Origin of the sequence: Neisseria sp. 27098_8_139 (genome assembly GCF_041433195.1) — a bacterium.
Taxonomy (GTDB): Bacteria; Pseudomonadota; Gammaproteobacteria; order Burkholderiales; family Neisseriaceae; genus Neisseria; species Neisseria subflava.
Genome location: NZ_JAPWBA010000002.1, coordinates 30,430 through 50,410 on the forward strand (window position 1 = coordinate 30,430; position 19,981 = coordinate 50,410).

General features: G+C 51.8%; 20 protein-coding genes and 3 tRNA genes. 12 read left to right on the forward strand and 11 right to left on the reverse strand.

Annotation, left to right across the window (positions count from 1 at the left end):
- Positions 1-47: 47 nt before the first annotated feature.
- From O3660_RS02775 to folD, 9 genes are all read right to left on the reverse strand, one after another.
- Positions 48-419, reverse strand: coding sequence for a hypothetical protein (locus tag O3660_RS02775; RefSeq protein WP_049351508.1), 372 nt, complete (start codon positions 417-419; stop codon positions 48-50).
- A 172-nt stretch (positions 420-591) separates the two neighbouring features.
- Positions 592-1,287 carry a M48 family metallopeptidase gene (locus O3660_RS02780; RefSeq protein ID WP_049351511.1) on the reverse strand — a complete coding sequence of 232 codons (696 nt, stop codon included), beginning with the start codon at positions 1,285-1,287 and terminating at the stop codon, positions 592-594.
- A 64-nt stretch (positions 1,288-1,351) separates the two neighbouring features.
- Positions 1,352-2,083: a lysophospholipid acyltransferase family protein gene (locus tag O3660_RS02785; protein WP_049351507.1), complete on the reverse strand. Its 732-nt coding sequence runs from the start codon at positions 2,081-2,083 to the stop codon at positions 1,352-1,354.
- Between the two features lie 71 nt (positions 2,084-2,154).
- On the reverse strand, positions 2,155-2,733 hold the full coding sequence (gene gmhB, locus O3660_RS02790; RefSeq protein ID WP_049351506.1) for a D-glycero-beta-D-manno-heptose 1,7-bisphosphate 7-phosphatase: 579 nt from the start codon (positions 2,731-2,733) through the stop codon (positions 2,155-2,157).
- A 20-nt stretch (positions 2,734-2,753) separates the two neighbouring features.
- Positions 2,754-3,815: a glycosyltransferase family 4 protein gene (locus tag O3660_RS02795; protein WP_049351505.1), complete on the reverse strand. Its 1,062-nt coding sequence runs from the start codon at positions 3,813-3,815 to the stop codon at positions 2,754-2,756.
- Positions 3,812-4,285, reverse strand: a complete 474-nt coding sequence (locus O3660_RS02800; RefSeq protein WP_371464524.1) for a cell surface protein — start codon at positions 4,283-4,285, stop codon at positions 3,812-3,814. Before O3660_RS02800 ends, O3660_RS02795 begins: the two co-directional genes overlap by 4 nt.
- Positions 4,286-4,378: 93 nt before the next feature.
- A complete protein-coding gene (locus O3660_RS02805; RefSeq protein ID WP_049351503.1) occupies positions 4,379-5,620 on the reverse strand; it encodes an aromatic amino acid transporter in 1,242 nt (413 codons plus the stop codon).
- Positions 5,621-5,749: 129 nt separating this feature from the next.
- Positions 5,750-6,823 (reverse strand): AI-2E family transporter, encoded by a 1,074-nt coding sequence (locus tag O3660_RS02810; protein WP_049351502.1) that lies wholly within the window; start codon positions 6,821-6,823, stop codon positions 5,750-5,752.
- An 83-nt stretch (positions 6,824-6,906) separates the two neighbouring features.
- Positions 6,907-7,758 (reverse strand): bifunctional methylenetetrahydrofolate dehydrogenase/methenyltetrahydrofolate cyclohydrolase FolD, encoded by an 852-nt coding sequence (gene folD / locus O3660_RS02815; RefSeq protein ID WP_049329493.1) that lies wholly within the window; start codon positions 7,756-7,758, stop codon positions 6,907-6,909.
- A 201-nt stretch (positions 7,759-7,959) separates the two neighbouring features.
- Here folD and O3660_RS02820 point away from each other — a divergent pair.
- The 6 genes from O3660_RS02820 to O3660_RS02845 all read left to right on the forward strand — a co-directional run bounded on the left by O3660_RS02820 (position 7,960) and on the right by O3660_RS02845 (position 11,606).
- Positions 7,960-8,037 (forward strand) — tRNA-Pro (locus tag O3660_RS02820).
- A 27-nt stretch (positions 8,038-8,064) separates the two neighbouring features.
- A tRNA-Arg gene (locus tag O3660_RS02825) sits at positions 8,065-8,141 on the forward strand.
- Between the two features lie 9 nt (positions 8,142-8,150).
- A tRNA-His gene (locus O3660_RS02830) sits at positions 8,151-8,226 on the forward strand.
- Positions 8,227-8,484: 258 nt separating this feature from the next.
- Positions 8,485-8,991, forward strand: a complete 507-nt coding sequence (locus tag O3660_RS02835; protein ID WP_152333332.1) for a bifunctional heptose 7-phosphate kinase/heptose 1-phosphate adenyltransferase — start codon at positions 8,485-8,487, stop codon at positions 8,989-8,991.
- Positions 8,988-10,748, forward strand: coding sequence for a bifunctional biotin--[acetyl-CoA-carboxylase] ligase/type III pantothenate kinase (locus tag O3660_RS02840; protein ID WP_049351500.1), 1,761 nt, complete (start codon positions 8,988-8,990; stop codon positions 10,746-10,748). Before O3660_RS02835 ends, O3660_RS02840 begins: the two co-directional genes overlap by 4 nt.
- Positions 10,749-10,763: 15 nt before the next feature.
- Entirely contained in the window at positions 10,764-11,606 is an 843-nt protein-coding gene (locus tag O3660_RS02845) for a hypothetical protein (RefSeq protein ID WP_049351499.1), read from the forward strand.
- Positions 11,607-11,999: 393 nt separating this feature from the next.
- Here the strand turns inward: O3660_RS02845 and O3660_RS02850 are convergent, their stop codons facing one another.
- Entirely contained in the window at positions 12,000-12,500 is a 501-nt protein-coding gene (locus O3660_RS02850) for a DUF4189 domain-containing protein (protein WP_049351498.1), read from the reverse strand.
- A gap of 256 nt (positions 12,501-12,756) precedes the next feature.
- Here O3660_RS02850 and tldD point away from each other — a divergent pair, with 256 nt between their 5' ends.
- From tldD to prmC, 6 genes are all read left to right on the forward strand, one after another.
- Positions 12,757-14,199, forward strand: coding sequence for a metalloprotease TldD (tldD, locus tag O3660_RS02855; protein ID WP_049358141.1), 1,443 nt, complete (start codon positions 12,757-12,759; stop codon positions 14,197-14,199).
- 151 nt (positions 14,200-14,350) lie between these two features.
- Positions 14,351-15,010, forward strand: a complete 660-nt coding sequence (locus O3660_RS02860; protein ID WP_049350821.1) for an amino acid ABC transporter permease — start codon at positions 14,351-14,353, stop codon at positions 15,008-15,010.
- Positions 15,000-15,668, forward strand: coding sequence for an amino acid ABC transporter permease (locus tag O3660_RS02865; protein ID WP_371464526.1), 669 nt, complete (start codon positions 15,000-15,002; stop codon positions 15,666-15,668). The genes O3660_RS02860 and O3660_RS02865 overlap by 11 nt, the downstream gene beginning before the upstream one ends.
- A gap of 1 nt (position 15,669) precedes the next feature.
- Positions 15,670-16,401 carry an amino acid ABC transporter ATP-binding protein gene (locus O3660_RS02870; RefSeq protein ID WP_049350820.1) on the forward strand — a complete coding sequence of 244 codons (732 nt, stop codon included), beginning with the start codon at positions 15,670-15,672 and terminating at the stop codon, positions 16,399-16,401.
- Between the two features lie 73 nt (positions 16,402-16,474).
- Positions 16,475-17,329 carry an amino acid ABC transporter substrate-binding protein gene (locus tag O3660_RS02875; protein ID WP_049350819.1) on the forward strand — a complete coding sequence of 285 codons (855 nt, stop codon included), beginning with the start codon at positions 16,475-16,477 and terminating at the stop codon, positions 17,327-17,329.
- A gap of 415 nt (positions 17,330-17,744) precedes the next feature.
- Complete coding sequence (gene prmC / locus O3660_RS02880; RefSeq protein WP_049350818.1) at positions 17,745-18,557, forward strand: peptide chain release factor N(5)-glutamine methyltransferase; 813 nt, start codon at positions 17,745-17,747, stop codon at positions 18,555-18,557.
- 92 nt (positions 18,558-18,649) lie between these two features.
- On the opposite strand, the gene O3660_RS02885 is transcribed toward prmC, so the two are convergent.
- The gene (locus O3660_RS02885) at positions 18,650-19,444 is read right to left on the reverse strand and encodes a 3'-5' exonuclease (protein ID WP_371464528.1); all 795 of its coding nucleotides are present in this window, start codon (positions 19,442-19,444) and stop codon (positions 18,650-18,652) included.
- Positions 19,445-19,981: the final 537 nt, after the last annotated feature.

Sequence of the window (19,981 nt, forward strand, 5' to 3'; positions counted from 1 at the left end):
TCTGAAACCCGATGGGATTTCAGACGGCCTTTGTTTGCGAGTCGGATTTAGTTTTTGTCCAAGTCCAAATCGGCTTTGTATTCGATACGGCCTTGGCCTTTGTCTTCGATGGAAACGTCCAGCTCTTGTTTGCCACGTTTGAATTTCAGATCGGCATCGTCGTGTTTGATTTCAGACTCAACCACATGGAAACCTTTGCTGCGCGCGTGGGCGATCACTTTTTTGGCCAAAGAAGGAATGGAATTGCGTTGGCCGGAAAGTTCGGCTTCGTATTCAAATTCGCCGTTGCCTTGATGATCGGCTTTTATGGTGTGCGCGCCATCCGGACGGTAGATTTCGGAAGGCAGTGGGGAGGCGAATGCCGTGGCGGAGAAAAGAGCCAAAATGCCGGTGGCCAGTAACGATTTTGTTTTGGTCATCGGTTTTCCTTTCTGAAAAGGGTTTTGAGAACGGCATCATCTTATCGGCAGGTATGAGGGGCGGCAAGCGGATAAACCTGATTTTACGCGCGGCTACATGATTTGTTTGGAGGGCGTTGGTTCTTTGCTTTGGGCTGGTGTTTGCTTGCAGAAAAATGCTGCTGGGAAAGACTTAGCCGAGGCGGAACAATTCGCTGCCGTGCGCCTTCAGCCATTGTTCGGCTTGGTCAACATGCGGCGTGAGCGAGTGGGTCAGAGCCCAAAATGCAGGACTGTGGTCGGGATGGCGCAGGTGGGCGAGTTCGTGCAGGCAGACGTAGTCGGCGACATATTCGGGCGCGCCGATGAGCCGCCAGTTGAGGCGGATGCCGGTGGTGTGGCGGCAAACGCCCCAGAAGGTTTTGGCGTTGGAAAGGGAAATGGCACTCGGGGTCAGACGGGTGGTTCGGATATGGCCTTCGAGGCGCGGCAGCAGATACTCGTGCGCACGCTCGTGCAGAAGGCGGCGCAAATGGGTAAGTTGGGCGGCGGTTTCTTTTTCGGGCAACAGGATTTCAGACGGCCTGATTTGGATGTGGTTTGCTACGTGGACGGACAAGGCCGTCTGAACGCCTTGATACCAAATCCATTCGGGAAGCGAGTCGGTGGGTGTTGGTCGGGCCGGTGTTTTGTTTAAGGTACGGCGCAGGAGGGCTTCGTTGTCGTTCAGCCATTGGGTAAAGGTGTGCTGGGTAACAAATGGAGGGATATTGATGCTGACGGTATCGGCGGAAACGGGGCGCAAGATGAGGTTTTTCTTGGCGCTGCGTTTGAGCTGGATATGAATGGTGAGGCCGTCTGAAAGGGTGTGGGTATGGAGGCGGGGCATGATATTAATGGAAATATTGGACGGCATGGAAAGGCGGGCATAGCGGCTCACCCGATGGAATGATTTATTTGGTTTTGGGCGCGAACGGACCTTGTCCGGTAATCAGGGGCTGTTGGCTTTCGATCCATTGCTCGCATTGGGCCATGAGTTCGGCTTCATTGCCGTTGTTGTGGGCAATGGGTTTGCCGATGATGACGCTGACCGTGCCGGGGTATTTGAGGAAGGAATTTCGTGGCCAAAACTCGCCGCTGTTGAGCGCGACGGGGACGATGTCCATCTCGAACATTTTTGCCATGCGCGCGCCGCCGAGCTTGTAGCGGCCTTTTTCGCCGGGTGGCAGGCGTGTGCCTTCGGGGAAAATGGTAATCCAATAGCCTTCGTTTTTACGCGCAAGGCCTTGTTCTAAAAGTTGTTTGTTGGCTTCGCTGCGGTTGTTGCGGTCGATGCCGATGGTTTTGACCAGCTTCAAGCCCCAGCCGAAGAAAGGGATTTTGAAGAGTTCGCGTTTGGCAACATAGACTTGTGGCGGAAAAATTTCTTGCAGGGCGAGGGTTTCCCAGCCGCTTTGGTGTTTGGCGCAAATGATGGCAGGGTGGTCGGGAATGTTTTCCGCGCCGCTTAAGGTGTAGTTCAAACCGATGATGTGCTTGAGCGACCAGTTGAGGATGCGCACCCAAACTTGCGCCATTTTGTGTGCGCCGCCTTGGAAGGGCAGGGCAAGCAGCATAAAGGGGAACAGCAAAATAATGCTAAAGGAAAGGATGAACCAGTAAATCAGGTTGCGGATAATCAGCATATCGGGGAAAAGTCTGTCGTTTGAAGGCCGTCTAAACACCGTTGTCGGCAGTTTTCAGACGGCCTTGTCGTTTATAGGATGGCTTGCGTGGCTTCTTCGATTTGTGTGTTTTCACGCATGATGTATTGCGAGAAAGCCAGCAGGTTGTCGAAGACTTGGGTATGTTCGGGCAGTTCTTGTTCGTGTTTGGCCAGCGTTTTTTTGCCTTTGCCGGTCAGGACGAGCGCGGATTTGCCGCCTGCGGCATCAATGGCCTGCAGGTCGCGCAGGCTGTCGCCGACCAGCCAGGTTTCGGCGGCATTGGCCTTGAAGCGTTCGATAATGTCGATAATCATGCCGGGCTTGGGTTTGCGGCATTCGCAGTTGTCGGCGGCGGTGTGCGGGCAAAACCAAATGCCGTCGATGGTACCGCCTGCTTGAACGGCAAGGCGGTGCATTTTCGCGTGCATTTCGGTCAGGTCTTGCACGGTAAAGTATTTGCGGCCGATACCGGATTGGTTGGTGGCCACGGCGATGGTGTAGCCTGCCTGCGTTAAAAAGGCGATGGCATCCATGCTGCCTTCGATGGGAATCCATTCGTCAACGGATTTGACGAAATCGTCGCGGTCTTGGTTGATGACGCCGTCGCGGTCGAGGATGATGAGTTTCATGGTGTTCCTAAATATTGTTTTCAGACGGCCTTCAACATATTGAGAGTTTGGTCGATATGATGCGTTAAGGTGGGATTATAGGTTAATGCCTGCATAGGAGAGGTAATTTTGTGTTTTCCCTGTCGTTTGAGAGAAACTGCTTGAGTGATGGCTTGTGCCAATGTTTCTGGGTTTTGACGTGAGAAAAAGAAGCCTGCATTTTCGTTCATGACTTCGGTACATGCCATATTGTCGGAGAAAACAACTCGGGTTCCACACAAAATAGATTCTATACCAACCAGTCCGAATGGTTCGTACAGTGATGCCATAATGGTGAAGTCAGCAGCTCGGTAAAGTTCAGGCATATTTTTGCAGAAACCAAGCTCAATAACGTTGTTCATCGGGTGGGGTAAAGCCGATCCGGCAACAGCCAGTTTGATGGGCAAATCGGTATGCTCAAAAAATTCTGCTAATAAATCCAAGCCTTTTCGGGTGTGTCCGGTTGATGGAAATAGGAAAATAGTTTCGTCGTCTTTAAATCCGTATCTCGCACGAGTTGCAGGAATTTCTTCCGGTTTAGCGTAGAAGCGTGCAGTATCGGCAGGTGGATGGATAACATGGATTTTTTCAGAAGGTACCCCATAGAGGTTGATCAACTCGTGTTGCATTAGGTGTGAATGCGCCATGATCAATTTTGCCGTTGAGTAGTTGGTGCGGTTACGCCGAATGATGAGTCTATCAAGTAGGTTTGGGGTTTTACCCATGTTGTGCAGGTAACCTAAGTGTGTACCGCCGCAGACAAAGATATCAGCATAATCACTGGGATTGCAGGCAATAAGGGGGATATTCCTGTTTTGCCGGAGTTTGGCCAATTGCATACTGAAGAAAAAAGGACGCAACTTTTTTGGAATCTTTTTTTGATTGACGTGATGCGTATCAACTTGGCGGTATTCAGGAATCGTTGTATCGATTTGTGCAGCAAAGACGGTAGGTTTGATGCCGTGTGCGTTTAAACCACGGACCAGGTCGAAAGTGTAGCTTTCCATGCCGCCACCTGGACGGAAGCAGTTAATAGCAATGTCGATAGAATAGTTCGGTTTCATTGTGTGGATTCTTTCGAATATTTTTCTACTTTCAAACTGCTTTTCCATTTTTCAAATGCCGTCTGAAAAACGGGGGTCAGTTTGGCGAAGGTTTCCGGGGTGTTTTTGACGTGGTAGAAGCCGCCGAGCGAGGGTGTGTCGAGGGCGAGGATGTAGTCTTCCATAAATGCGCCGTAGCCGTCTTCTTCGTCGGTGTAGTAGAACTCGGTAAACCGTTGGCCGAGTTCGGTAAAGTCGTCCGCCGTCAATGCGCCGTCCATGTGTTTGAGCAGGAAGTGCCGTCCGCTGATTTTGCCCGAGGTCATGGCGGAGAAGTCGGCTGCGGTTTCGGGGGCGGTTTGCCAGACGGGGTTGACGAGGCTTGCCTGCGCCGCCCACTGCCAGTACATGCCGATATGGGTGGCGGCGTTTTCGGGCGGGATCTGGTCGGGGTAGTCTTCGTCGAAATGGAAGCGGATATTGTCGTACATGGACGGTGTTCGTTGGGGGAAAGGGGGTATTGTAGCGGAAAATAATGAATTAGGCCGTCTGAAAGAGGGTGTTTCAGACGGCCTTAAGGGAATTTAACCTTTAAATACGGGAACGAGCTCCATTTGGCTCAGTATTTGGGCGGCAATGTTGATGATGCCGAAGAGGAAGACCCAAACCATCAGCCAGAATCCGCCGTAAACTTTGTAGTTTTTGCCGATGCCGAATTTATGGCGCGAGCGGTAGAGCAGCATGGCGGGGATGATGCCTGTCCAGATGGTTGCGGCCAGACCGACGTAGCCGATGGCGGTAACGAAGCCGGTAGGGAAGAGCAGGCAGGAGATCAAAGGCGGCAGGAAGGTCAGCGCGGCGGTTTTGGTACGGCCGGAGATGCTGTCGTTCCATTTGAAGATGTCAGCGATGTAGTCGAACAGGCCGAGCGTTACGCCGAGGAAGGACGTTGCAATCGCCATGTAGGAGAACAGGGTCAACACTTTGTCCATATTGCCGGTTTGGGCGAACTTGGACAGGGTTTCGATGAGGACGGAGACTTGGCCTTCTGCGGCAATAACCGGTGCGAACTCGCTGCGCGGCAGGTTGCCTTGGATGGCGATTTGCCAGAGGACGTAAATCACTAAGGCAATCAGCGTCCCCGACCACAGGGATTTGGCTACTTTGGGCGCATCGCCTTTAAAGTATTTGAGCAGGCTGGAAACGTTGCCGTGGAAGCCGAATGAGGCAAGGCAGACGGGCAGGGCGGTGGCGACATAAATCCAGTAGCTGGTGCCGGCAGGGGCTTGGGTGTCGAACAAGACAGGCATTTTGGCATCGGCAATCAGGCCACCGGTTGCCCAAATAAAGGTCAATACCATGCCGCCGATGAGGATGCTGGTGAAGCGGTCAACCAAGCGTGCGGATGCCCAAACGCAAAAGGCGAGAATGCCGAAGAAGACGAGTTGGCCGACGGTGAGCGAGATTTCGCCGCCTACCGCGCTGCCGATGCCTTTGGCGGTCAGGTCACCGCCGACGAAGATGTAGGCGTAGGTGAGCAGGTATAAAACGAAAGCGACGGCAACGCCGTTGATGACGTTCCAAACCGGGCCGAGCAGGTCTTTAACCATGGTGTCGAAGCTGGCGCCGTGCGGATAATGGGTGTTGACTTCCAAAATCATCAGGCCGCTGGAGAGCATGGAAAACCAGGTGTACAGCAACACGGCCAGCGAGCCGGTAAACCATACGCCGGATGTGGCGGTCGGGTTGGCAAGCATGCCTGCGCCGATAACCGTACCGGCGATAATCATCGCGCCGCCGAATAGGGAAGGAGTTTTGGTTGACATTGTTTATCTTTCTTCTAGAAATGCGTGGCTGCCATTATGCCGTAAAGTGTAAGAAAAGGTAAAGCAAAGGCCGTCTGAAAACCCGATTGTCGTTTTCAGACGGCCTTTGATGTGTATAAACGCAACTGATCAAATCAATTTTCGCAGTTTCAATTCGTTTTTCAGGTAGGCGTAATAAACCGGCGCGACGATGATGCCGCCGATGCCGAAAATGCGTTCAAAGACGACCATCGCCACCAGCAATTCCCATGCGCTGGATTCGATTTCAGAGCCGATGATTTTGGCGTTGAGGAAATATTCGAGTTTATGGATGACAACAAGGAAAACCAACGAGGCGAGTGCGACGTAAAGCGATGAGCCGAGGCTCAAAATAATGATGATGGTGTTGGAAATCAGGTTGCCTGCCACTGGAATCAGGCCAACGATAAAGGCGACGATCAGGACGGTCATTTTAAACGGCAGGTCAACGCCGAACAGCGGCAAAACCAAGTAGAGGTACAGGCCGGTCAGGAAGGTGTCGATCAGCGAGATTTTGACTTGGGCGAGGAACACGCGTTCAAAGCTGGTTTCAAAATTGACGATGCGCCGCATCAATTCGGCTTTAAACAGCGGCATTTTGTGGCGGTTTTTGCGCATTTTCAGGCGGTGGAAACTGAGCATGGCGCCGATGATGATGCCGATGAGGATGTACACGAAGGACGTGATGCTGTTTTTACTGATACGGGTCAGCGCGGCGCGGTATTCTTCAATCAGCTTGATCGCCGAGGCTTTGATTTCGGCCATATTGTTGGGCAGCATATTGAGAATGGCCGCAGGCAGGTCTTGGCTGTTTTTGGTGTCTTCCAAAATCGCCGCCAGCTTGGCCAACATAAAGCCGACATGGCCGCCGTGTATCAGGTGGTAAATGCCCAAAGACATCATCGTGATGATGCTGAACACGATGGCCAGCGTCAGCGCGGTGGAAATCAGGTTGATGTTGTGCGCGTTAAGCGATTTATGCAGCCGCGTGTTGCGTGGCAAAACACGGCGGCGGAGTTTGAGGATGACGCCGTTGGTGCGCGTAATAAAGATATAGGTCAGGATAACTGACAGCAGCAGCGGCAGAAAATGGTAGTGCAAGACAATCAGCAAGGCCAAACCCATCAGGATATAGGAGGCGTTGCGGAAAGTCGGGTTGTCGGTGTGGGAAGAGAGTAAGGACATGTGAAGCCAATAAGGTAAAAAGCAAAAAACAGGTCAGGCCGTCTGAAAAACCATGTTCCGACGGCCTAACTTAATGACAGAGATTAATCGTGCAATGAGGCCGCGTGTACCGTGTTTTCCAACAAAGTGGCAATCGTCATCGGGCCGACGCCGCCGGGAACGGGCGTAATCATGGACGCGCGTTCTTTGGCGACATCAAACTCAACGTCGCCGCACAGGCTGCCGTCGTCCAAACGGTTGATGCCCACATCGATAACGACTGCGCCGGGTTTGACCCATTCGCCTTTAACGAAATTCGGAATACCTACGCCGACCACCAAAATATCTGCGGCCGCAACTTCATCGGCAAGGTTTTGCGTGGCGCTGTGGCAGATGGTTACCGTCGCGCGGGACAGCAGCAATTCCAACGCCTGCGGGCGGCCGACAATATTGGACGCGCCGACGACGACGGCTTTTTTGCCTTTCGGGTCGATGCCGTAGGCTTCCAACAAAGTCATCACGCCTTTGGGCGTGCAAGGGCGCATCAGCGGCATTTTAACGACCAGGCGGCCGACGTTGTAAGGGTGGAAGCCGTCCACATCTTTATGCGGCACGATACGTTCCAAAACCGCTTGGCTGTCGATGTGTGCCGGCAGCGGCAGTTGCACCAAAATACCGTCGACGGCAGGGTCGCCGTTTAATTCGTCCACCAGTTTCAGCAAATCGTCTTGCGTGGTTTCAGACGGCAGCTCATAAGAGCGCGATTCGATGCCGCTTTTTTGGCAGGCCAGTTTTTTATTGCGTACGTAAACCGCGCTGGCAGGGTCATCGCCAACCAATACCACCGCCAAGCAAGGCGTGTGCAAACCTTTTTCCTGACGCGCTTTTACCGCCTGCGCGACCGCCTCGATGCGTTGCTGGGAGATTTTTTTTCCGTCTATAAGTTGTGCAGCCATGATTTTTCCTCCTCAATAGGGATAAATATTGCGTTTAAATTATCGCATTTTTCAGACGGCCTGACACAAAAGAGTAGCCCTGATTACGAAGCATAAAAATAAATAACGATTAAAAATAATAAGATAATCGAAAAATGAAAAAATAAAGCAAAGTAAGTGTTGACCGGGTTAAAAAGGGTCTGTATAGTTCAGGTCTTCAGTCGGGGCGTAGCGCAGCCCGGTTAGCGCATCTGCTTTGGGAGCAGAGGGTCGTGAGTTCGAATCCCACCGCCCCGACCACAAAATTCTTAGCACGAATCGGCATGAGCGCCCGTAGCTCAACCGGATAGAGCACCGACCTTCTAAGTCGGGGGTTACAGGTTCGATTCCTGTCGGGCGTGCCAATTTTTACGGTGGCTGTAGCTCAGTTGGTAGAGCCCTGGATTGTGATTCCAGTTGTCGTGGGTTCGAGCCCCATCAGCCACCCCAGATGAAAGCCTGCATATTGTATGCAGGCTTTTTCCATTTATACCCGAATTTTACTTCAGATTTAATTGGGTTTCAAAAAAGTATTTATCAAACCGTTTCATCATGGCATCGGTAAAAATGGCGTTTGCCGTGTTATCAAATATCAGTGAATACGCAATCAAGCCCGAATATTGTACCGTTCGGTATCTTTTTATGGCGTTTCGCCGTTATCCTTTATAATACCCCGATTATTTTCTGTTTCATTCCCAAAGGAACCGCATCATGTCCGAATGGTCAGCTCCAGAATTTGAATCCAAAATTTGTCCGCCCGAAAAGCTGGCGGAGCGTTTGGCGGCATTGCCCCGTCCGCTGGTGTTTACCAACGGTTGTTTCGATATTCTCCATAGGGGCCATGTAACGTATCTGGCGCAGGCGCGATCGGCCGGTGCGGCTTTGGTGTTGGCGTTGAATACCGATGCTTCGGTGCGCCGTCAGGGCAAAGGGGACGACCGTCCGATTAATCTTTTGGAAAACCGCGCGGCAGTGGCAGCGGCATTGGCGAGCGTGGATTTGGTCACATGGTTTGATGACGATACGCCGGCTGCGTTGATTGAAATGGTCAAACCCGATGTATTGATTAAAGGCGGCGATTGGTCTGTGGATAAGATTGTCGGTGCGGCCGAGACGTTTGCGCGTGGCGGCAAAGTATTTTCGATTCCGTTTTTACACCAGACTTCGACCACCAAAACGTTGGCGAAAATCCGCGAAGCCGGAGGAGGCGAATGACGGATTTGAACAGCCGCCATTGGACTTTGCTCGCCGCGCTTTCAGACGGCCTGCCGCAACACGTTTCTCAGTTGGCGCGAGTGGTCGGTATGAAACCGCAACAATTAAACGGATTCTGGCAGCAGATGCCGAGTCATATCCGCGGTTTGTTGCGCCAGCATGACGGGCAATGGCGTTTGGTGCGCCCTTTGGCTGTGTTTGCCGAAGAATCTCTGCAGCAAATGGCAGGAAAACAGGGTTTTCGTGCGCAGTTGAAACACGAATGTTCGTCCAGTAACGATGAAATCATGGCGTTGGCACGCCAGTCGGCAGATTTGGCGCATAAGACCTTGTGTGTGGCGCATTTCCAAACCAAAGGCCGCGGACGGCAAGGGCGAAATTGGGTCAACCGACAAGGCGAATGTCTGATGTTCAGCTTGGGCTGGACGTTTGATAGGCCGCAGTATGAGCTGGGTTCGCTGGCGTTGGTGGTGGCATTGGCTTGCCGCCGTGCGCTTGCCGATATCGGTTTGGACGTAAATATCAAGTGGCCGAACGATTTGGTCGTGGCCAACGATAAATTGGCCGGTATTTTGATTGAAACGGCGAGGGTAGAGAATAAGACTGTCGCCATCATCGGCATCGGCATCAATTTTGTATTACCGAAAGAAGTTGAAAACGCCACTTCCGTGCAGGCCTTGTTTCAGACGGCCTCTAAGCAGGGCGTAAGCGTCAAAACCTTGTTGAATGCGGTGTTGACGCAACTTGATGCGCTGTTGAACGAATACGCACAAAACGGATTTGCGTCATGTGTCGGCGAATACAATGCCGCCAACCGCGATACGGACAGACCAGTGTTGCTGCTTCAGGAAGGACGCGTTGTACACGAGGGTGTGGTCAAAGGCGTGGATGCGCAAGGCGCGTTGCGTTTGCAGACGGACAAGGGCGAGAAAACCATCGTCAGCGGCGAGATCAGCTTGCGTCCGGATAATCGTCCGGCACAACCTGCCGCCGCCAAACCGGAACGCTTTTTGCTGCTGGACGGAGGCAACAGTCAGTTGAAATGGGCGTGGGTGGAGAACGGCACATTTTCCGAAGTTGGCCACGCACCGTATCGTGATTTGACCCAGCTGGGCGAAGAATGGCTACAATTTGCCGATGAAGATGTGAAGATTGTCGGTTGCGCCGTGTGCGGTTCGGTAAAAAAAGCGATGGTTGAAGAACAATTAACCCGTCCGGTCGAATGGCTGTCTTCCATGCCGCAGGCTTTGGGTATCCGCAACCATTACCGCTGCCCTGAAGAACATGGCTCCGACCGTTGGTTTAATGCGCTGGGCAGCCGCCGCTTTACGCAAAACGCCTGCGTCGTCGTCAGCTGCGGTACCGCCATAACCACCGACGCGCTGACGGAAGACAATCATTATCTCGGCGGCACCATCATGCCCGGTTTCCACTTGATGAAAGAGGCGATGGCGCTCAAAACCGCCAACCTCAACCGCCCCATCGGCAAGGTATATCCGTTCCCAACCACAACGCCGAACGCCATTGCCAGCGGCATGATGGATGCCGTTTGCGGCGCGTTGATGATGATGCATGGCCGTCTGAAAGACAAAACGGGCGGGGACAAACCGGTCGATATTATTATCACGGGCGGCGGCGCGGGCAGAGTCGTGCAGGCGCTGCCGGAGTCATTCGTTCATGACAATCAAGTGAAAATCGTCGATAATCTCGTGATTCACGGGCTCTTGCATTGGATTGCCCATCGCAACGGACAATAAAAAGGAAAACGCATCATGAAATGGCTGTTTGCGGTCTTGGTCGCACTCAACATCATTGTTTTTGGCAGCATGGTTGCCTATCGGACACAACATAAAACCGCCAAACCCGAATCTGCTTTGGAAGGCGGTACGCACGAATTATTACGCCCGTCTTCTTTGGGCGCGCCCAAAGCCGAGCCTCAGCAGGCATCGCAACCCGATTGGGTGGTGGTCGAATCAGACGGCCTGATTATGGCCGAACCTGAATCAGAAGAAGCGGAAGCCTTGCGTAAAAAGCAAGAAGCGCAGCAGTTGAAAGAGAAAAAAGAAAAAATGCGCCGCGAGAAAGAGGCGCAAGAGCGTCGCACCGCCGAAGAAGAGATGGGTGCGGCCGGCGTGGAACGCTTGTGTACCAGCAGCGCCACCGTGGTGATGGATGAAGACGACTACCACCGCATCAAAGGCCTGTTGGGCAAATGGCCTCATGCCGCCAGCCGCAGTATCGAAAAACGCAACGGCGCATCCGCTGGCGAGACTTCTTCCAAAACCTTCCGCGTGGTCTTGCCTGCCGACGGCGACACTTCCGCCCAGCTTGATGCCTTAGGCAGCCGCGGCTTTAGCGGCAGCATTCACAACGGCGAAATCAGCATTGACGTAACACGCAGCCGTTCTTCCGCCCAAGTTTTGATTTCACGCTTGTCCAGCGCAGGTTTCGGCGGCGCGCGCATTGTCGAGCAGGAAGACAGAAGCGCACCCGATACCGGTTTGAGCGTGGCGCGCATGACCGTGGTCTTTATGGCGGTCGATGAGCGCGATGCCCAAGACATCAGAAACATTGTCGGCCGTTATGGCAAATTGAACATGAAAACCTGCCGATAATCAGGTCTATTCGGTCTCAGACGGCCTGAACAGCAGTCCCAAGCCTGATAAACCGAACGCACATAACACGAAACCCACTGTATCGGCAGTGGGTTTCGTGTTTTTCGGTTTTGAGTATCTGATATAAAGGGGAACAGGTATGTTTCGTATATGCGCACTCCGAGTATCAAGAGATAATGGGGAAGAGGGGGGATAAAATCTGTCGTTTAATGGCTCGGATTAGGACGTCTTCCGAGTGGTTTTGATTATACGCTAATAATAACTATTATCAATAGCAAAATTGAAAAAATAATGGGTTTTATCGTAATGATTTGTTTTGTATGGAAATTAAATTGCGGTATTGGCTTTACCATGATTGAAAAGGCCGTCTGAATAAAGACGGCCTTTTGTTTATTAGAATTTAGGCAGTGAGCAGCCTTCGGGAGTTTTAATGACACATTGAAACCTTCCTGAAGCTTGGCACTTTCTCAAAGCTTCCGTTTCAGCTAAGCCTGGGGAAGTTATTCCAAAAAAGACTTTTCCATCTTTTCTTTGAGCAACTGCTATACAGCCATTTCGAACCCAAGCCAAAACTTTACACGGTTTATTTTTTCCATCCTCTTCGCAGGTTTTAATGGCTAGTTCTTTTGCAGCGGCAAGTGAATCCATCTCGAGTGCCCCACCTGATATACCTGTTTTAGTATTAACTGCCCAAGCCCCATATTTTGAAGGGACATCGATATTGACAATTTCCGTAGGTTGATTTCGTTGATACTGACGAGACGATGTACAGTTGGGGTTATAGCCATACTGACACAGCGCCGGATTGTTTTGTAATGCTCCTCTGGTTACGGGGTCAGCAGCATAAACATTAAGACTTGCCAGTCCTAGCAATACAACAAGTAACTTTTTCATTTCAATTCCAATCTATTTATTATTTGAATCTTTATCAGCCTGCGCTGCATCAATCATACGATGATTTGTTATCTTCTTTACGCGGCTGACGTTGAAATAGGGCAAGGCAAACATTTCGCCCCTATCTTTCAGACGGCCTTTTGATTTGTTTCAATCACTCATAAACCCAAGCAATCAACATATCCAAAGCCATATAAAATACCGTATAATCAAGGCCAAATTAACTTTGCCTGCTTGTCGGGCCGTCTGAAAAATTATGCAACAAACCTACGCCGCCGTACAGCGGGATTTGCTCGAAGCCAACCATCTTTCCCCCGATTTGCTCGCCCAAAGCCTGAGCATTATCGGCGCCAACCATGTTGATTATGCCGACATCTATTGTCAGCGTACTGCCTATGAAAGTTGGCATCTGGAAGAAGGCATCGTTAAATCGGGCAGTTTTCAAATCGATCAGGGCGTGGGCGTGCGTGCCGTTTCGGGCGATAAAACCGCTTTTGCCTACGCCGACAGCCTGTGTATTGATTCGATCAACCGCTCTGCCAAAGCCGTGCGCGTGATCGGTGCGGCCGGTAGCGAGGCCAGCGTCAAAGTGCCGACACCTGCCTACGGCAAGCCTGTCCACATGGCGATTGACCCTATTGCCAGCCTTGATTCCGCTGCCAAAGTCGCGCTGTTGAACAAAGTCGAAACGCTGGCCAAAGCCGCCGATCCGCGTATCGTGCAAGTGATGGCCGGTTTGACCTGCGAATACGACATGGTGTACATCGCCCGTTTGGACGGCAAACACGCTGCCGACATCCGCCCGATGGTGCGCATGAATGTTACCATCATTGCCAAGCAGGGCGAGCGACGAGAGCAGGGCAGTGCGGGAGGCGGCGGGCGTTATGATTTGGCGTATTTCGATGAGAACTTGGTGCATCGGTTTGTCGATTCCGCCGTTAAACAAGCCCTGACCAATCTCGAATCCCGTCCTGCGCCTGCCGGTGAGATGACCGTCGTTTTGGGCAACGGCTGGCCGGGCGTGTTGTTGCACGAAGCGGTCGGACATGGTTTGGAAGGCGATTTCAACCGCAAAGAAACCAGCGTTTTCTCCGGCCGAATCGGCGAGCGCGTGGCCGCCAAAGGCGTTACCGTTGTGGACCAAGGCGATATTGCTGACAGACGCGGTTCGCTCAATATCGACGACGAAGGCAACGAAACCCGCCGCACTGTATTGATTGAAGACGGCATTTTGGTCGGCTATATGCAGGACGAAACCAACGCCCGCCTGATGGGCACGCAATCGACTGGCAACGGCCGCCGCGAAAGTTACGCTTCTGCGCCTATGCCGCGCATGACCAATACCTTTATGGAAAACGGCAGCTATGAGCCGGAAGAAATCATCGCGTCCATCGACAAGGGCATTTACGCGGTCAACTTTGGCGGCGGACAAGTGGACATTACCAGCGGCAAGTTCGTGTTCAGCGCATCCGAAGCGTGGTGGGTGGAAGGCGGCAAACTGCAATACCCTGTCAAAGGCGCGACCATCATCGGCAACGGCCCCGAAGTGCTGAAACATGTTTCCATGATAGGCAACGATACCGCGTTGGACAGCGGTGTCGGCGTGTGCGGCAAAGAAGGGCAGAGCGTCCCCGTCGGCGTGGGGCAGCCGACTTTGCGTATCGATGCCGGGCTGACCGTCGGCGGCAGCGCAATCTGACGCGGAATCCAGTACGATGCCGTCTGAAAGTTTTTTCAGACGGCATCGCCTTATTCTTTTTTATGATGTTTGATATTCCCAAGAATTCTTTAACATTATCTTACAAGTTCATTAAAATACCGCCTTTCGTTAAGCTGATTGTCTGATTCTGATGAACTGGCCTTATCTGATCGATGCCATACCCAAATTCGCCGATGCGGCAAAGCTGACGCTGGAATTGTCCGTTTACGGCGTTGTTTTGTCGTTGCTGTTCGGCCTGCCCGTCGCCGTGGTAACGGCATACCGCATCCGCCCTTTCTACGCATTGGCACGCGCCTATATCGAACTGTCGCGCAATACGCCCCTGTTGATCCAGTTATTTTTCCTGTATTACGGCCTGCCGAAAATGGGCATCAAATGGGACGGTTTCACCTGCGGCGTGATCGCGCTGGTTTTCTTGGGCGCAAGCTATATGGCGGAAGCCGTCCGCGCCGGCATTTTGGCAGTGCCAAAAGGGCAGGTCGAGGCGGGCAAAGCCGTTGGTTTGAGCCGATTTCAAGTGTTCCGCTATGTCGAATTGCCGCAGGCTTGGGCAGTCGCTTTTCCGGCTTTTGCTGCTAATATATTGTTTTTAATGAAAGAAACATCCGTTATTAGCGCGGTCGGTATTGCGGAATTGTTGTTTGTTACCAAAGATGTGATTGGTATGGACTATAAAACCAACGAGGCATTGTTCCTGCTGTTTGCCGCTTATCTGATTATCCTGCTGCCTGTTTCTTTGTTGGTGCGGCGATTGGAAAACCGCATACGGAGGGCGAAATATGGCGTTTGACTGGCTTTTTGAAGGAAAAAATGCGGCACGTTTGGGCGAAGGCCTGCTCTTAACGGCACAAATTTCTTTAATCTCTGTTGCGGCTTCTTGCGTATTGGGGACGTTGTTCGGCCTGGTTTTGCGTTCGAGCAACCGGCTTGTCCGCCTTATCGGACGGTTTTATCTCGAAACCATCCGCATCGTGCCGATTTTGGTGTGGCTGTTCGGCCTGTATTTCGGTTTGTCCGTGTGGACGGGCATACACATCGGCGGATTTTGGGTTTGCGTTTGGGTTTTTACGCTTTGGGGCATCGCCGAAATGGGCGATTTGGTGCGCGGCGCATTGGAATCGATTGAAAAACATCAAGTCGAATCGGGCTTGGCACTGGGTTTGAGCCGTCGTCAAGTGTTCCGCTACATCGAATTGCCGCAAGGTGTCCGCCGCGCTTTGCCGGGGGCGGTTAATTTGTTTACGCGAATGATTAAAACCAGTTCGCTCGCCTCGCTTATCGGCGTGATTGAAGTGGTCAAAGTGGGACAGCAAATTATTGAAAACTCTCTGCTGACGCAGCCCAATGCCTCATTTTGGGTTTATGGCCTGATTTTTATGCTGTATTTCTTATGCTGTTGGCCGCTGTCGCTGTTGGCGGCAAAGCTGGAACAAAAATGGGAACACTGATATGGCTTTATTGAGCATCCGCAAGCTGCACAAACAATACGGCAGCGTAACCGCCATTCAATCCTTAGATTTGGACTTGGAAAAAGGCGAAGTGATTGTGTTATTGGGTCCGTCCGGCTGCGGCAAATCCACCCTCCTGCGCTGCGTCAACGGTTTGGAGCCGCACCAAGGCGGCAGCATCGTGATGGACGGTGTTGGCGAATTCGGTAAAGACGTTTCCTGGCAAACCGCCCGGCAAAAAGTCGGCATGGTCTTTCAAAGCTATGAATTGTTTGCCCATATGACCGTCATCGAAAACATCCTCTTAGGCCCGGTAAAAGTACAAAACCGCAACCGCGCCGAAGCGGAAGCACAAGCCGACAAACTGTTGGAACGCGTCGGTTTATCCGACCGCAAAAACGCCTATCCGCGCGAACTTTCCGGCGGCCAGAAACAGCGCATCGCCATTGTCCGCGCCCTGTGCCTAAATCCGGAAGTGATTTTGTTGGACGAAATCACCGCCGCACTCGACCCCGAAATGGTGCGCGAAGTCTTGGAAGTGGTTTTGGAACTCGCCCGCGAAGGCATGAGCATGCTGATTGTTACCCATGAAATGGGGTTCGCCCGCAAAGTTGCCGACTGCATCGTCTTTATGGACAAAGGCGGCATCGTCGAATCGTCCGATCCCGAAACCTTCTTCTCCGCACCCAAAAGCGAGCGTGCCCGCCAATTTCTGGCAGGTATGGACTACTGATTGACCGCAAACCGTCCGAAACCCTTTCAGACGGCATTCTATTCCAAGCAAACATTCAAAAAGGAGATTCCCAATGAAACTGAACGCAAAATTCAAAGCGCTACTCGCTTCCGCCGCCATCGCCGTCGGTCTGACCGCCTGCGGAAGCGGCTCCGGCGACCCCCAATCTTCACAAAACAGCGGCGCGGCAACCGTTGCCGCCATTAAAGAAAAAGGCGTCATCCGTATCGGCGTATTCGGCGACAAACCTCCGTTCGGCTATGTTGACGCAAACGGCAAAAACCAAGGCTTTGACGTTGAAATTGCCAAAGACCTGGCCAAAGACCTGCTCGGCAGCCCAGACAAAGTCGAGTTCGTCCTGACCGAGGCTGCAAACCGCGTTGAATACGTCCGTTCCGGCAAAGTCGACCTCATCCTGGCCAACTTCACCAAAACCCCCGAACGCGCCGAAGCTGTCGATTTTGCCGACCCCTACATGAAAGTGGCATTGGGCGTGGTTTCCCCCAAAGGCAAACCGATTACCGACGTGGCGCAACTGAAAGACCAAACCCTGCTGGTCAACAAAGGCACCACCGCCGACGCCTTCTTCACCAAAAGCCATCCCGAAGTCAAACTGCTGAAATTCGACCAAAACACCGAAACCTTCGACGCGCTGAAAGACGGACGCGGCGCGGCACTTGCCCACGACAACGCCCTGCTGTGGGCGTGGGCGAAAGAAAACCCGGATTTTGAAGTCGCCATCGGTAATTTAGGCCCTGCCGAATTTATCGCACCCGCCGTCCAAAAAGGCAACGCCGATCTCTTGAACTGGGTCAACGGCGAAATCGCCGCCATGAAAAAAGACGGCCGTCTGAAAGCCGCCTATGAAAAAACCCTGTTGCCCGTGTATGGCGAAAAAGTCAAACCGGAAGCATTGTTGGCCGAATAAGTTTGTTTAACAAGAAAATCCGTATCCGCATTTGAAGGCGGGTGCGGATTTTTTCAGCTGCCACAAATATCGCAAATTCAAAGTAAAATCAACTATATCATTGTTTTTTATTTATTCCGTTGTTGCCGCTTGGAAGGGAATCCGCCCCGTTCGGTTTCGCTTGTTTTTGAATTTCGGGCAACTTTCAAATCGTCATTCCCGAAAATCGCTTCAGCCTTATGTTTCCGGATGACCGCTTTCGCGGAATGATGGCGGAGCGTTTCTGTTATTCGGATAAATTCCTATGGTATCGAAACGGCGATAAGGTGTTTTTCTTTATTATATAATTTCAAAGCGAAAATGATATTTTTTGAATAAGCGTGCCGCAAAGCCGGAAAAAATGTTCGAGCCGCATCGGCGGCAGACGGGATAAAAAATGACGTTTGACGAATGGTTGGGCTTGTCAAAACTGCCTAAAAATGAAGCAAGAATGCTGCTGCAATATGCTTCGGGATATACGCGCGTGCAGTTGTTGACACGGGGCGTGGAAGAAATTCCGGACGAAGTCCGGCAGCGGGCGGACAGGCTGGTGCAACGCCGTCTGAAAGGCGAGCCGATGGCCTATCTGTTGGGCGAGCGTGAATTTTACGGGAGACGTTTTGCCGTCAATCCCCATGTACTGATTCCACGCCCTGAAACCGAGCATTTGGTGGAAGCCGTGCTCAAACGCTTGCCGCCGCAAGGCCGCGTGTGGGATTTGGGAACGGGCAGCGGCGCCATTGCCGTGACCGTCGCGCTTGAACGCGTTAATGCCGATGTTCGCGCATCCGATATCAGCGTCGGTGCTTTAGATACTGCCCGTCAAAATGCGGCCGAATTGGGCGCAAAAGTCGAGTTTGCGCAGGGTTCGTGGTTTGATACCGACAGGCCGTCTGAAGGCCGATATGATGTGATTGTTTCCAATCCGCCGTATATCGAGGATGGCGATGAACATTTGTCGCAAGGCGATTTGAGGTTTGAACCGCAAAACGCGCTGACCGACTTTTCAGACGGCCTCAGCCATATCCGCCACATTACCCAAGAAGCTCCAAAATACCTGAAAGCCAACGGCTGGCTGCTGTTTGAACACGGCTATGACCAAGGCGAAGCAGTACGGAATATTATGTTGGAGAACGGTTTTGTCGAAGTGGCAACCGAACAGGATTTGGCTGGATTGGACAGGGTCACGCTGGGGCGTTTGCCTGCTTAGCGGGCATGATTTGTCGGAATATAAAAAAGGGCGTGTCGATCACGCCCTTTTGGTTTTTTGGTTTTTTGGTTTAGCTGTTCAGACGGCCTGGTTTAATGCCAAGCAGCGACGAACTCCGCCCAGTGTTGTTTTTCTTCGGCTTGTGCGGCCAGATAATGTTTGATGCGTTTGATTTCGACTTCGTATTCGTCGGCATCGAGCGCGCCGCTCATCATGCGGAAGCGTTGATACATGAGATAGGTATTGGCGGCATCGGTTTCGCAATAGTCGCGGATGTCTTTCAGACGGCCTGCATGATAGGCGTCCCAAACCTTGCTGCCGTCCATGCCCAATTTGCCGGGGAAGCCGCAGAGTTTGGCCATATCGTCCAAAGGCACGCTGGCACGCGGTTGGTAGAGGGCGAGCAAATCCATCAGGTCGCAATGGCGGGTGTGGTAGCGGCTGATGTAGTTGTTCCACTTAAAGTCGCGGCTGTCGCCAAAATCGCCGTCGCCCATGTCCCAATAGCGGGCGGCGCTGATGCCGTGTATCAGGGCGCGGTAGTGGAGGACGGGCAGGTCGAAACCGCCGCCGTTCCAGCTGACGAGTTGTGGCGTATAGTTTTCGATGACCTCGAAGAACTTGGCAATCATGATTTCTTCGCTGTCTTCGGGATCGCCGATGGTGCTGACGCGGATTTTGTCTTGCCCCCAGCGCATACAGCAGGAGATGGCGACGACTTGGTGCAGATGGTGTTGCATAAAGTCGCTGCCGGTTTTGGCGCGGCGTTGCTGTTGGGCAAACAGGACGACTTCGTTGTCGGGCGAATCGGCTGGCAAATCGTAAAGCTGGCGGATGCCGTTTACGTCGGGAATGGTTTCGATGTCGAAGGCGAGTATTGGAGTCATGGCGTGATCGGGTTGGATAAGGGATGATGTCATTGTGGCATGACGGCGCAGATAAAAAAAGAGGCAATCCCCCACAGGATTGCCCCAATACCTCAAATCAGAGATTTACGCTTCACAAACAATACAGGCTTTCACCTGCAGCTTTACAGATGCAGCTCAACTCTGCATCAGTAAACTTTCATTTCGGGTATTGCACCGAAATCCTCTAAAGATACCGCAATTTCTTGCAATATCAGAAAATTGCTTACAAAAGTATCTAAAACCGGCGAGGCCGTCTGAACGTTTTGTAATTTGATGTAGTGAAATTTACGCGAATTTTTACAGTTTGCCAAGTATTTTTTTCTGAAGGCTTGTTTTGGTATAAATTTCAGGTGTTGTCATATTTTTGCAATTATATTTCATAATTGTTCAAAAGTTAGGTATTTATTTTATTTTTTTAAATTTTAATTTAATTTTATTTCATATTTTGAATGATTAAAATGTATTTTTTCAAATGAACTATTTTGCAATATATTGTTTTTAAAAGAAATTAAATTT